Source organism: Streptomyces pyxinae (assembly GCF_024756275.1).
GTDB lineage: Bacteria > Actinomycetota > Actinomycetes > Streptomycetales > Streptomycetaceae > Streptomyces > Streptomyces pyxinae.
The window spans coordinates 272,076-284,356 of sequence record NZ_JANUGQ010000003.1; the positions used below are offsets into that span (position 1 = coordinate 272,076).

A 12,281-nucleotide genomic window follows, 5' to 3' on the forward strand; every position below is an offset into this window, starting at 1 on the left:
CCCCACCCCCGCCTGTCCGGACTTTCTCTCAGTTCTGATGCGCCTCGTAGTGGGCGACCGCGTCGGCGGTGCGTCCGGCGCCGTACACCCGCAGGAACTCGGCGAGTTCGGGGTGGGTGGCGGCGAGGGAGTCGGCGGCGTCGATGATGTCCCCGGCGGCGGAGACCGAGCGCAGCAGTGACTGGATCTCGCGGACCACCCGGCGGACCGTCGGCGCGCCCGAGCTGGTGGTGGTCTGGCTGGTCGCGGTGAGCACCGAACCGCCCTGGGACTTCTTGATCTCGTCCATCCGGTCGGTGGCCTCGGCCGCGCTGACACTGCCGTCGGCGACCTGGCCGGCCAGCTCCTGGAGGGCCTGGACCCGCTGGACCACGGCGGGGTTGCCGATCTTCGCGCGTTGGCCGCTCATCAGCTGGGACAGCATCGGCGCCGAGAGCCCCAGTACCGCGGCGAGCCGGGCCTGGTTGAGCCCCAGGTCGTCGATGAGCCGGCGGAAGAGCGCCCCCAGCGGCTCTCCATACCAGCTGCGCTGCAGCTCTCTGGCCCTCGCCGTGGTGTCCTGCTGCGTGGCTTCCATCGCGCCTCCCCATCGCCTCGGTTCGCTGCTGCGAACCTGCCCAGCATCCTACGGAGAGCGGTGTACGACCGGGAGTCCCAATCCCTTTGCCGGGCACCCCCGTCCACCCGGTACTCTGGTCTCCGGCGGCCGCCGCGACGCGAGGACGTGTCCGGTGACCACCACCCGTCCAGGGGCCTTAGCTCAGTTGGTAGAGCGCTGTCTTTGCATGGCAGATGTCAGGGGTTCGACTCCCCTAGGCTCCACCTCACGAGAGCCCTCCTGATCTGTGGAAACGCTGATCAGGAGGGCTCTTCGCACATCTCACGTCGGCACCGAGCCGACACGGTCGCCGGCGTCGGCATCCGGGACCGGACAGGCCCGGACCGGATGCGCGCCGTTCCGGGGCGTCGGGTCCTTCGCCACGTCCGGTGGCGGAAGAGGCGCCACCCCCGCCAGGGCGCCGCCCCGCCATGGCCCCGGCGCCGCCCTGCCGCGATCCTCAGGACCGGCCCGGCCGGGTGTTTCAAGGGTCCGGGCGTCGGGGCGCACGGGGCTGGGAGCGGCGGGGAAGGGCCTCAGCGGGGCGTTGTCCACTCTGATACGGCCGTACGGGTGGTGTTCATCTGAAGATCGGCGCGAGAACGGCGTCGGTCCGAGCAATCCCGAGATGCGTACACATCATGAGAAAGGTATGTAGATCGCCCAACCCGAAAGTGAGGGGTCATGGCCGCTGCCGTCAAGGTGAAGCAGTTCTGGACCGCCTTCATCACCGCTCTCTACGCCCTGCTCTCCGTCGCCGGTCTCACCCGGACCGCTTCCGCAGCCTCCACCACTCCGGCCGCCGCGCCGGCCGCCCCCACCCCTGCCTCCGCACCGGCGGCCGAGCGCACCGCGGCGGGGGTGATCGATCCGCCGGGACGGGGCTCCGGGCCGGCGTCCGCTCAGGAGCCGCTGCCCGTCCGCGTACCGGCCCAGCAGGGGCACGGGAAGCGGTCGGCACACACGCCGGCGCACAGGTCGGCACCGTGGTCCGGCGCCGGGACCACGCACACGGACCCGGTGGATTCGTCGTACGGGACGTACACGCCGTACGGAACGGGTCCGCTGGACCGCTCGCTGCCGCCCACCATCAAGCAGCGCATCCGGGCCGAGGCGCACGGCTCCTCGCCCTCGGTGCGCCGGGTGCCCGCCGCCACCACGCCGCTCGGCGCCGACCTGGCTCTCGCCGATGCGTAGAACGCCGGGGGCCCGTACGCGCCGAAACGCTGGACTCCCGGCGCCCCACCGGTACGGCTCCGCTCAGCGACGGTCGTCGCCGTCGGTCTCCGCGTCCGCCTGCTTCGCCTCCACCTCCGGGTCGAGCACCGCACCGCTGCCGTCGACCGAGGTCAGCGGCGTCCGCTCGGAGACCTCCGTGGCCGCCGGCGGCTCGACCAGCCAGTCGGGGTTGGCCTGCTTGTCCCACCACTTCCAGGCCGCGAAGACCCCGCCCGCCACGACGCCCGCGATCGCGAGGCCCTTGACGAACCGCCCCGTCCGGGCCCGGCGCTCGTGCTTCCTGACAAGCTTCCGGACCTCCTTCGCCGTCACCTGCCCACGCAGCGCGGCCAGCGCGGCGGCGGACCTGGCCGCGGCCTCGGCTCCCACGGGCTGCGCGGCGGCGACCGCCTGCTCCACCCGTGGAACCGTGTAGTCGGCGGCCTGACGCGCGGCCTTACGGGTCTGGTCCACGGCACGCTGAGCGGCCTTGTCGATGTTCGGCGGAACATGCGGGGCGACACGCGTGGCGTACTGGAGACGGGCCTGGGCGCGCGCCTGGTGCGCGGCCGCCGAGACCTTGGGCGCGAGCTTCACACGGGCCTCGTTCGTATAGTGGGCGGCCTGCTCCTTGGCTGTGCCGGCGTAAGGCGCCACCACTTCCGCGGCGTGCAGCACGCTGTCCTTCGCCGAGCCGGTCGCGGCGCGCACGCTGTCCATGCGGGTCACGGGGATCCTCCTCCTCGGTGGCGGGGTCGCTAATTCGGCTTTCCGCCCTTTTCAAAATCATGCCTGCGGGTTGCGCCGTCGGCATGCGGTACCGGGCATCCGGGGCAGCGTGGCGGGGCGGGATGAGCCCGTTCGGCCCCCTGGACCGCGAGGCATCGCGGTGCGCCGACGCAGGGGCACGATCGGCCCTGTCCGACGGACGGTCCGGTTGTTTTCCGCTCTTGCTCGTTCTTTTGTACGTTCCTTTGCTCATTTTCTTGCTTGTTTTTGCTTTTGAGTGACATTGGGTGGACTTCGTGGTCCCGACCCCGGGCAGGTCACGCCGTTCGGCATTGGCCCCGGGGCACTGCCGTGTGTGCCGTCCGGCGTGCCTCCATCCGCCGGGCGGGGTGAATCCACCGGGCCGGCGAATCCACCGCCGTGCGCCGTGCGCGTGCCCTGTGCGTGCCGCCTTCGCGCTGCCGCGCGCCGGGGCGCTTCCGTGCGAGGATCGGAAGAGGCACAGAGGACTCGGCGTCCGGGGCCCGACCTCCTCGAACGCCGGAGCAGAGGCAAGGAAGGCACGTCGTGGCCGAGCAGCTATACGCCACCCTGAGGACCAACCGGGGCGACATCGAGATTCGGCTGCTGCCGAACCACGCCCCGAAGACGGTCCGCAACTTCGTCGAGCTCGCGAACGGCGAGCGGGAGTGGACGCACCCGGCGACCGGGGCCAAGACCACCGACCGGCTGTACGACGGCACGGTTTTCCACCGGGTGATCGACGGGTTCATGATCCAGGGCGGCGATCCGCTGGGCAACGGCACCGGCGGCCCCGGTTACGAGTTCGCCGACGAGTTCCACCCCGAGCTGTCGTTCAACCGCCCCTATCTGCTGGCCATGGCCAATGCCGGCCCCAGCACCAACGGCTCCCAGTTCTTCATCACGGTCGCCCCGACCACCTGGCTGACCCGGAAGCACACCATCTTCGGCGAGGTCACCGAGGCCGGCCAGGAGGTCGTGGACGCCATCGCCGCCACTCCGGTCAACCCGCGCACCGACCGTCCGGTCGAGGACGTGGTGATCGAGTCGGTCGAGATCGAGTCGCGGAAGAGCTGAGGAGCTGAAGGGCTGAGGAGCTGAAGGGCTGAAGAGCCGAACAGCTGACAGGCGGAAGGGCTGACGGGCGGAAGGGCTGGACACGGGAGGGGCCGGCTCCGGAAGGAGTGACCCCGGAAGACCCCACCGGGGCCGAGTGCGAGGGCGCTCGGCTCCGGCCCTGCCGCGCTCGGCGCCGCAACCGCCAAGAGGGTGGTGCCCGGGGAACCTTTGCGGCCCGTCCGTCCGTAAGGATGGTCGGGGCCTCGCGCGGTAGGTGCGCGACGCCGCCACCGGGGTCGACGAGGGGAAGCACATGGGGCAGGAGGAGCAGCCGCCGAGCTGCTATCGCCATCCGGGGACGCCCACCGGAATCCGCTGCGCCCGCTGCGAGCGGCCGATCTGCCCGGAGTGCATGATCGGGGCGTCCGTCGGGTTCCAGTGCCCGGAGTGCGTCCGGGGTGGTTCCGGCACCGGGCGAGCCGGGTCGGCCGACCCGCGCACCCTGGCGGGCGGCCGGGTCGCGGCGGGCGATCCACAGCTGGTCACCAAGATCCTCATCGGGATCAACGCGCTGGTCTTCCTGGCCGGGTTGATCGTGCCCGGCCTCCTCGACCGTCTCGATCTGATCGGGCTCGCCTGGAGCCCGTCACTGGGCGAGGCCGTCGGTGTCGCGGACGGCGAGTGGTACCGGCTGGTGACCGCGGTCTTCCTGCACCAGGAGATCTGGCACTTCGCCCTCAACATGCTGGGGCTCTGGTGGCTCGGCGGTCCGCTGGAGGCGGCGCTCGGCAGGGTGCGGTACCTGGCCCTCTATCTGCTCTCCGGCCTCGCGGGCAGTGCGTTCTTCTTCCTGGAGGCGGCGCCCAACGAGCCCTCGCTGGGGGCATCGGGCGCGATTTTCGGGCTGCTCGGTGCCACGGTGGTGCTGCTGCGCCGGCTCGCCCAGGACATGCGGCCGGTCCTCACCCTGCTGGTGCTCAACCTGGTGCTCACCTTCTTCTGGGAAGGCATCGCCTGGCAGGCCCATGTGGGCGGTCTGGTGGCCGGCGCGCTCATCGGGTACGGGATGGTGAACGGGCCGCGTCGGCTGCGTGGCGCCTTCCAGTGGGGAGCCTGTGGGCTGGTGGCCGCCGCCGTTCTGGTGACGGTGCTGCTGAGGACATTCGCGCTCAGCTGAGCGGAAGCTTTCCCCATGGTTGTCCACAGTACGTGGCGGAACCTGTGCCCAGGGTGCGGAAAGTTACCGCCCCTCGCCTCTGACCTGGTTCTTTACCCGATCGGACGAGGGGCGGATCGTATCTTCTGAGAGGCCGGAGACTGTCAGATGGGCGCCAATCCGACGCAGGTTATCCACAGATCGTCTGACCTTTTCCACCTCTGTGTACAACGCTGTGGATAACCGGGGGACACGGCCTGGAGGGCGTTCGTCCGTCATCCGGCGGTCACTTTTCCCCACGGCACGCGCGAGCGGATCATCCCGGGCTGCCCGGGACGCCCGGACACCCTGGATGGCACGGGACGCCGGGATGGCCGGGGGCGCGCCTGGACGTCGGGGCGGCCCGGGGACGCCTGATGGCTCTCCCCACGGCGAGGCCCGGGGCCCCGGCCCCCCGGCGCCGGCCCGCCCGGGGGAGATCACTTCCCCGGGGAGCGCGAGGAGCTCACTTCCACTGGGTGGAGACGCCGAATCCGGCGGCGATGAAGCCGAAGCCGACCACGATGTTCCAGTTGCGCAGCGACTCCAGCGGCAGCGAGCCGTCGGTGACGTAGAAGACCACGATCCAGGCCAGCCCGATGGCGAACAGCGCCAGCATCACCGGGGCGACCCAGCTGCGGCTGGAGAGCTTGATGCTGGTCGCCTGCTTCGACACCGGCGGCGGGGTGAAGTCGGCCTTCTTGCGGATACGTGACTTCGGCACGAGGGACTCTCCTGTCGATGCGCTGCGTGACCGCGCAGGTAACTGTGGCTGGTCCGGGGCGGAAGGGCGATGGACCACTGCCTCGCCCGGGCGTCCGTTAGCGTAGTGCTTCCGTGGCAGTGAAGGAGATAAGGGTACGTTGAGCAATTCCGCCGACTCTCCCCGAGAGCCGGTCCGGCGCGGACGCCTGAGGCCGGTCCGGCTGCTGACCGGTGCCGTGTTCGCGCTCGCCGGGCTCATCTTCGTCACCAGTTTCAACACCGCCAAGGGCACCAACCTCCGTACGGACGACTCCCTGTTGAAGCTCTCCGACCTCATCGAGACGCGCAGCGACAAGAACGCGGGACTCGACGAGGCGACCGCCGCCATGCGTGAGCAGGTGGACGCCCTGGCCCGGCGGGACAACGGCTCCACGGAGGCGGAGGACGCCCGGCTCGGCGCCCTGGAGAAGGCCGCGGGCACGACAAAGGTGTCGGGCGAGGGCGTCACCGTGACGCTCAACGACGCCCCTCCCGGGGCCACCGCCGCACCCGGCTACCCGGAGCCCCAGGCCAATGACCTGGTCATCCACCAGCAGGATCTCCAGGCCGTGGTCAACGCCCTGTGGAAGGGCGGCGCCAAGGGCATCCGAGTCATGGACCAGCGGCTGATCTCCACCAGCGCGGTGCGCTGCGTCGGCAACACGCTCATCCTCCAGGGGCGGGTCTACTCACCGCCCTACAAGATCACGGCGGTGGGGGACGCCGGGCGACTGCGCCGGGCCCTCGACGGCTCGGTGGCGGTCCAGAACTACCTGCTCTATGTGAAGGCGTACGGCCTCGGCTGGAAGGTCGACGAGCACGGCGCGACGACGCTGCCCGCGTACTCGGGCACGATCGACCTCCACCAGGCCCGCCCGGTCGCCCCCTAGCCCCGGTCGCTCCCCGGCCCCGGTCGCTCCCCGGCCCCGGCCGGTGGCCGGCCCCTGGTCGGCAGCTCCCGGTCGCTCCCCGGCCCGGTACCGGTCGTTCCCCGGCGCCCGGTCGCTCCCCGGCCCCCGGCCGGTGGCTCCGCGGGGCCCGGGCCGGGGGTCCACCGGCCCCCGGCCCGGGCCGGGGCACGAGCGCGACCAGGGGCTCGAACGCGTGCCGGGGCCGGGGTGAGGGGTTTTCCACAGGCGCCCCGCCCCGGTTGAGTCTCCCCGTACTCTGGTGCCGTAGAGACGGATGGACACATCGGACGGGAAGGACCGGCGTCGTCATGTACGGCTGGATCTGGCGGCATCTGCCGGGCAACGCGTGGGCGCGGGCGGGTATTTCGCTCGTGCTGATCCTCGCGGTCGTCTATGTGCTCTTCCAGTATGTGTTCCCCTGGGCGGAGCCGCTGCTTCCGTTCAACGATGTGACGGTGGACGGCCAGTGAGCGCACGCATCCTCGTCGTGGACAACTACGACAGCTTCGTCTTCAACCTCGTCCAGTATCTGTACCAGCTCGGCGCCGAGTGCGAGGTCCGGCGGAACGACGAGGTGGAGCCGGCCCACGCGCGGGACGGCTTCGACGGCGTTCTGCTCTCGCCCGGTCCCGGCACCCCTGAGCAGGCGGGCGTCTGCGTGGACATGGTGCGGCACTGTGCCGCCACCGGGGTGCCGGTCTTCGGCGTCTGTCTCGGCATGCAGTCGATGGCGGTGGCGTACGGCGGGGTGGTCGACCGCGCGCCCCAGCTGCTGCACGGCAAGACCTCGCCGGTGGTCCACGAGGGCCGGGGGGTCTTCGCCGGGCTGCCGTCGCCGTTCACCGCCACTCGGTACCACTCGCTGGCCGCCGAGCCCGATCGGCTGCCGGAGGCGCTGGAGGTCACCGCTCGTACCGAGGACGGCATCATCATGGGGTTGCGCCATCGCGAACTGGACGTGGAAGGCGTGCAGTTCCACCCCGAGTCGGTGCTGACCGAGCACGGCCACCTGATGCTCGCCAACTGGCTGGAGCGGTGCGGTGACACCGGAGCGGTCGCCCGGTCGGCAGGGCTCGCGCCGGTGGTGGGCAAGGCCGTCGCGTGACCTCCGGGCGCCCGCCCGGGCCCGGCGCGTACGACGCGGAGGGGCCGGCCGGGCAGCACGGCTCACCCTGGTTCCGGGCGCCGGACCGGTCCGGCGCGACCGGCGGGCCCGGCACCGGACCCTCGGCCGCGGGGGCAGGAGCGGACGGATACGGGGCCGACCCGGACGGATACGCAGTCGGCCCGGACGGGTACGGCGGGGCGGATCCGGGGCCGTACGGCGGTTCCGGCTCGCCGGGGGCAGGGCCGTACGGCCGTACGGTGGGCGGCGGTGAGGCACCCGGCGGCTCCCGGGGCCGCCACGGGGCCCCGCCCCCGGGCGCGTACGGGCGCGGCCCGGCCCCGGGCCCGTACGGCGGGAGCCCCGGGGCCCCCGGCGGCCCGGCCGGAGCCTGGCCCACCGGGGCCGGCGGAGGGTACGAGGACCCCGGAGCGGCCGGCTGGTACGCGCCGCCCGGGAGCGCTCCCGGGGGGCCCGGCCCGGGTGCCGCGCAGCCGCTGCCTCCGGAGCAGGTCCCGCACGCCGTGCGCCCGCTGCCCCGGGATCAGGTGCCGGTGCCCCGGGGGCCGAGGCACGGCCGCCCACCCGGCCCGGAGCCGTACCGGGATCGCGGTGGCCCCGGCGGCTCGGGTGGTTCCGGTGCGGAGGCGCCGTACCCGGGGCCGGTCCGGCAGGACGAGACGATGGCGCTCCGGGCGGCCAGGCCCGGCCACTCGGGCGCCGACGCGGGCGTGCCGCCGGCTCCCGGGCGCACCGCGGCCGCCGGAGGCCCGGCCGTGCCGCCCGCCGGGGGCCGGGCCGAGCGCCGGCGGGCCGCCCGGGCCCGCGGCCGGCGGCACGGTGCCGCGCCGGCCGCTCCGGCCCCGGTGGAGAGCGGGCGGCCGCTCACCCGGGTCGAGGCCCGGCGGGCGGCCCGGGCGCGCAAGGACAGCGCCGGGGTGATCGCCAGCCGGGTCGCCGGCGAGCTGTTCATCACCCTCGGGCTGGTGATGCTGCTCTTCGTCACCTATCAGCTCTGGTGGACCAATGTGCGCGCCGGGCAGCAGGCCGACCGGGCCAGGAGCCGGATCGAGGACTCCTGGGCGGCGGGCCGGCGGCCGGACGCCTTCGAGCCCGGCCAGGGCTTCGCCATCATGTACATCCCCAAGCTGGATGTCGTCGTCCCGGTCGCGGAGGGCACCGACAAGGAACAGGTGCTGGACCGGGGGATGGTGGGGCACTACGGCTCCGGCGGGCTGAGGACCGCGCTCCCCTCGGCGAAGCAGGGCAACTTCGCGGTCGCCGGCCACCGCAACACCCATGGCGAGCCGTTCCGCTACATCAACCGGCTCGTCCCGGGTGACCCGATCGTGGTGGAGACCCAGGACGCCTACTACACCTATGAGATGACCCGGACGCTCCCTCAGACCCCGCCGTCGAACGTCTCGGTGATCCAGCCGGTCCCGCCGGGATCGGGGTTCGACGGCCCGGGCCGGTACATCACGCTCACCACGTGCACCCCCGAGTTCACCAGTACCTACCGCATGATCGTGTGGGGCAAGATGGTCGAGGAACGGCCGCGCAGCAAGGGCAAACCGGACGCGCTCGTCGGCTGAGACTTCGAGACGGGACAGATCTAGTGGTACGTGCGCGCAGCCGGATCGCAGGCGCGATCAGCGTCTTCGGCGAACTCCTGATCACCGGCGGGGTGCTGATGGGTCTGTTCGTCGTCTACTCGCTCTGGTGGACCAATGTCCTGGCCGACCGGGAGGCCGACAAGCAGAGCCACTCCGTGCGCGACCGCTGGGCGGCCACCGGGCCCGGCGCGCTGGACACCCGGGACGGCATCGGCTTTCTGCACGTACCCGCGATGAAGAACGGCGAGGTGCTGGTCAAGCGGGGCACCGGGCCGAAGGTGCTCAACGACGGTGTGGCCGGTTACTACACCGATCCGGTCGCGGCGGCCCTCCCGGCCGCCGCACGCGGCAATTTCGCGCTCGCCGCCCACCGGGACGGGCACGGCGCCAAGTTCCACAACATCCACAAGCTGAAGAACGGTGACTCGATCGTCTTCGAGACCCGGGACCTCTGGTACGTCTACAAGGTCTACAGGACGCTCCCGGAGACGTCGAAGTTCAATGTGGACGTGCTGGACCCGGTGCCCAGGGAGTCGGGGAAGGCCAAGCCGGGCCGCTACATCACGCTGACCACCTGTACGCCGGTCTACACCTCGGACTACCGGTACATCGTCTGGGGCGAGCTGGAGCGCACCGAGAAGGTGGACGCCGCCCGTACCCCGCCGGCCGAGCTGCGCTGACCGGTCACCGGGCCCGCGCCCGGAGACGGGGCAGGCCGTGTGATGCGGCGGCGGCAGACGGTACGAGGCGGGAAACGGTACGAGGCGGGAGACGGCACGCGAACGGCCGAGGGCCGGCCCCCGGGTGGGAGCCGGCCCTCGGCCGTAGCGGGCGTCCCGTCAGGACCTCTCAGGATCCGCCGGGGTCCGCCGGGATCCCTCAGGAACCGGCGGATTCACCGCGGGCCCCCCGGAGGTGGCTCAGCCGCCGAAGTTGCCGAAGTTGCCGAGGATCGTACTGCCCTGCTGGTCGTTGCCGCCCTGGTCGTTGCCGTCGCCACCGCCCACCGTGAGCAGGGTGACGGTGTCGCCCTTCTTGACGTTGGAGCCGGGCGCCGGATTGCTGCCGAGCACCTTGGCGTCGTCCTTGTCGGGCGATCCCGGGGACAGGGCGACGGTGAGGCCGAGCCCCTCCAGCTGGCCCTTCACCTCCCCGTAGCTCTTCCCCACGATATCGCCGGGCACCTGGACCTGCTCCGGCTGCTGCGGGCCCTTGGAGACCTGGAGCGTCACCGTGGCGTTCTTGTCCGTACGGGAGTTGGCGGCCGGGTCCTGGCCGACGACCTCGCCCGCGGGCTTGTCGGAGTCGACGTCGGCGCGGGCGACCGTGAAGCCGAGCGTCTCCAGCTGCGCCTTGGCCGCGTCGTACTGCGTTCCGACCACGGCCGGCACGGTCTGCTGGCTCTTCCGGGCGACCGTGATGGTCACCTCGGTGCCCTTCTCGGCCTGCGAGTTGCCGCTCGGGTCCTGCTCGACGACGGTGCCCGGGGTCTTGTCGGACTCCACCTTCTTGATCTTGACGTCGAAGCCCTTCTCGCGAAGCAGCTTCTCGGCGTTCTCCGCGGACTTCTCCGTGACGTCCGGGACCTCGACCTTGGGCGCGCCCTCCGACACGACCACCTGGATGGTCTCGCCCTTGCCCATGGTGGCGTCGGCGGTCGGCGACTGCGTGCAGATCGAGCCCTTCGGCTGGTCGCAGCGGTCGGTGCCGCTCTGCTGGAGCTTCACCTCGGCGTTCTCGGCCGACTGCTGCGCCTCCGCCAGCGGCTTGCCGACCAGCTGCGGCACCGTCACCGTGTCCGCGGCGCCGTCGTTGCCCTTGACGAGCGTCCAGCCGATGAGCACCGCGCCGACCAGCACCAGGACGCCCGCGAGCACCAGCAGCACGGTGGAGAGGCTGGACTTCCGCTGGTTCTTCTGGCGCCGGTGGGGCGACCGGTCGTCGTAGCCGTAGCCCCCGTCGTCCGGGTTCATCGGCGGCAGCATCGACGTCTGGTCGGCCGGTCCGGTCTGCCGGAACGCGGTGGTCGCCTGCTCGTCGTGGGGGTAGCCGTAGCCGGCGCCGGAGAGCGCCGCGGTGGCGGCCACCGGCTGGCCCTCCAGGCACGCCTCGATGTCGGCACGCATCTCGTCGGCCGACTGATAGCGGTAGTCCGGGTCCTTGACCAGCGCCTTGAGGACGATGGCGTCCATCTCGGGCGTGATCTCGGGGTCGAAGGTGCTGGGCGGCTGCGGTTCCTCGCGTACGTGCTGGTACGCCACGGCCACGGGCGAGTCGCCGACGAACGGCGGCCGGACGGTCAGCAGCTCGTACAGCAGGCAGCCGGTGGAGTAGAGGTCCGAGCGGGCGTCGACCTGCTCGCCCTTGGCCTGCTCGGGCGAGAGGTACTGGGCGGTGCCGATGACGGCGGCCGTCTGGGTCATGGTCATGCCCGCGTCGCCCATGGCCCGGGCGATGCCGAAGTCCATGACCTTGACCTGGCCGGTGCGGGTCAGCATGACGTTGGCGGGCTTGATGTCCCGGTGGACGATGCCGGCCCGGTGCGAGTACTCCAGGGCCTGGAGGATGCCGACCGTCATCTCCAGCGTGCGCTCGGGAAGCAGCTTGCGGCCCGAGTGCAGCAGCTCACGGAGGGTGGACCCGTCGACGTACTCCATCACGATGTACGGGATGGAGATGTTGTCGACGTAGTCCTCGCCCGTGTCGTACACGGCGACGATCGCCGGGTGGTTGAGCGAGGCGGCCGACTGGGCCTCACGGCGGAACCGGGCCTGGAAGGACGGGTCACGGGCGAGGTCGGCCCGCAGCGTCTTCACGGCGACGGTGCGGCCGAGCCGGGTGTCGTGGGCGAGATAGACCTCCGCCATGCCACCGCGGCCGAGCACCGAGCCCAGCTCGTACCGGCCGCCGAGGCGACGCGGCTCTTCCATAACTGTTCCAGCCCTCTCCGTCAGTCCCGACCGCACCTCTGTGTGTGGTCCGCCGGTGTGCTGTTCGCGCATACGCTACCGGCCGCGACAAGCCGTGCGGACCGCGACCGCCGGTCGCCCCCGAGCCGATACCCGACCGGTATACGGCGGGCCCG

12 protein-coding genes and 1 tRNA gene are annotated in these 12,281 nt (G+C 71.9%); 9 read left to right on the plus strand and 4 right to left on the minus strand.

What is annotated here, in order from left to right; translation table 11 throughout:
* Nucleotides 1-28: 28 nt before the first annotated feature.
* Nucleotides 29-577: a helix-turn-helix domain-containing protein gene (locus NX801_RS06025; RefSeq protein WP_258785964.1), complete on the minus strand. Its 549-nt coding sequence runs from the start codon at nucleotides 575-577 to the stop codon at nucleotides 29-31.
* Between the two features lie 172 nt (nucleotides 578-749).
* Between NX801_RS06025 and NX801_RS06030 the strand changes: the two genes are divergently transcribed.
* Nucleotides 750-822, plus strand: a tRNA-Ala gene (locus NX801_RS06030).
* A 460-nt stretch (nucleotides 823-1,282) separates the two neighbouring features.
* Nucleotides 1,283-1,795, plus strand: a complete 513-nt coding sequence (locus NX801_RS06035) for a DUF6344 domain-containing protein (protein ID WP_258785965.1) — start codon at nucleotides 1,283-1,285, stop codon at nucleotides 1,793-1,795.
* A gap of 63 nt (nucleotides 1,796-1,858) precedes the next feature.
* On the opposite strand, the gene NX801_RS06040 is transcribed toward NX801_RS06035, so the two are convergent.
* Nucleotides 1,859-2,545 (minus strand): DUF5324 family protein, encoded by a 687-nt coding sequence (locus NX801_RS06040; RefSeq protein WP_258785966.1) that lies wholly within the window; start codon nucleotides 2,543-2,545, stop codon nucleotides 1,859-1,861.
* A gap of 567 nt (nucleotides 2,546-3,112) precedes the next feature.
* Here NX801_RS06040 and NX801_RS06045 point away from each other — a divergent pair.
* Both NX801_RS06045 and NX801_RS06050 read left to right on the plus strand, forming a co-directional pair.
* Complete coding sequence (locus NX801_RS06045) at nucleotides 3,113-3,643, plus strand: peptidylprolyl isomerase (protein WP_258785967.1); 531 nt, start codon at nucleotides 3,113-3,115, stop codon at nucleotides 3,641-3,643.
* Between the two features lie 295 nt (nucleotides 3,644-3,938).
* Nucleotides 3,939-4,802, plus strand: coding sequence for a rhomboid family intramembrane serine protease (locus tag NX801_RS06050; RefSeq protein ID WP_258786118.1), 864 nt, complete (start codon nucleotides 3,939-3,941; stop codon nucleotides 4,800-4,802).
* Nucleotides 4,803-5,286: 484 nt separating this feature from the next.
* On the opposite strand, the gene crgA is transcribed toward NX801_RS06050, so the two are convergent.
* The gene (crgA, locus tag NX801_RS06055; RefSeq protein ID WP_258785968.1) at nucleotides 5,287-5,544 is read right to left on the minus strand and encodes a cell division protein CrgA; all 258 of its coding nucleotides are present in this window, start codon (nucleotides 5,542-5,544) and stop codon (nucleotides 5,287-5,289) included.
* Nucleotides 5,545-5,683: 139 nt separating this feature from the next.
* Here crgA and NX801_RS06060 point away from each other — a divergent pair, with 139 nt between their 5' ends.
* The 5 genes from NX801_RS06060 (at nucleotide 5,684) to NX801_RS06080 (ending at nucleotide 9,876) form a co-directional block, all read left to right on the plus strand.
* Nucleotides 5,684-6,454: a DUF881 domain-containing protein gene (locus NX801_RS06060; RefSeq protein ID WP_258785969.1), complete on the plus strand. Its 771-nt coding sequence runs from the start codon at nucleotides 5,684-5,686 to the stop codon at nucleotides 6,452-6,454.
* Nucleotides 6,455-6,783: 329 nt separating this feature from the next.
* Nucleotides 6,784-6,945, plus strand: a complete 162-nt coding sequence (locus tag NX801_RS06065; protein WP_258785971.1) for a hypothetical protein — start codon at nucleotides 6,784-6,786, stop codon at nucleotides 6,943-6,945.
* Nucleotides 6,942-7,580, plus strand: a complete 639-nt coding sequence (locus NX801_RS06070) for an aminodeoxychorismate/anthranilate synthase component II (protein ID WP_258785972.1) — start codon at nucleotides 6,942-6,944, stop codon at nucleotides 7,578-7,580. Before NX801_RS06065 ends, NX801_RS06070 begins: the two co-directional genes overlap by 4 nt.
* A 260-nt stretch (nucleotides 7,581-7,840) precedes the next feature.
* Complete coding sequence (locus tag NX801_RS06075; RefSeq protein WP_258785973.1) at nucleotides 7,841-9,175, plus strand: class E sortase; 1,335 nt, start codon at nucleotides 7,841-7,843, stop codon at nucleotides 9,173-9,175.
* Nucleotides 9,176-9,198: 23 nt separating this feature from the next.
* On the plus strand, nucleotides 9,199-9,876 hold the full coding sequence (locus NX801_RS06080) for a class E sortase (RefSeq protein WP_258785974.1): 678 nt from the start codon (nucleotides 9,199-9,201) through the stop codon (nucleotides 9,874-9,876).
* Between the two features lie 240 nt (nucleotides 9,877-10,116).
* On the opposite strand, the gene pknB is transcribed toward NX801_RS06080, so the two are convergent.
* The gene (gene pknB, locus NX801_RS06085) at nucleotides 10,117-12,126 is read right to left on the minus strand and encodes a Stk1 family PASTA domain-containing Ser/Thr kinase (protein WP_258785975.1); all 2,010 of its coding nucleotides are present in this window, start codon (nucleotides 12,124-12,126) and stop codon (nucleotides 10,117-10,119) included.
* Between the last annotated feature and the right edge of the window lie 155 nt (nucleotides 12,127-12,281).

What these genes read in the sequence shown, in the direction of transcription:
- pknB (WP_258785975.1), bottom strand. Translation starts at nt 12,126, where the DNA reads ATGGAAGAGCCGCGTCGCCTCGGCGGCCGGTACGAGCTGGGCTCGGTG.
- NX801_RS06050 (WP_258786118.1), top strand. Translation starts at nt 3,939, where the DNA reads ATGGGGCAGGAGGAGCAGCCGCCGAGCTGCTATCGCCATCCGGGGACG.
- NX801_RS06065 (WP_258785971.1), top strand. Translation starts at nt 6,784, where the DNA reads ATGTACGGCTGGATCTGGCGGCATCTGCCGGGCAACGCGTGGGCGCGG.
- NX801_RS06025 (WP_258785964.1), bottom strand. Translation starts at nt 577, where the DNA reads ATGGAAGCCACGCAGCAGGACACCACGGCGAGGGCCAGAGAGCTGCAG.
- NX801_RS06035 (WP_258785965.1), top strand. Translation starts at nt 1,283, where the DNA reads ATGGCCGCTGCCGTCAAGGTGAAGCAGTTCTGGACCGCCTTCATCACC.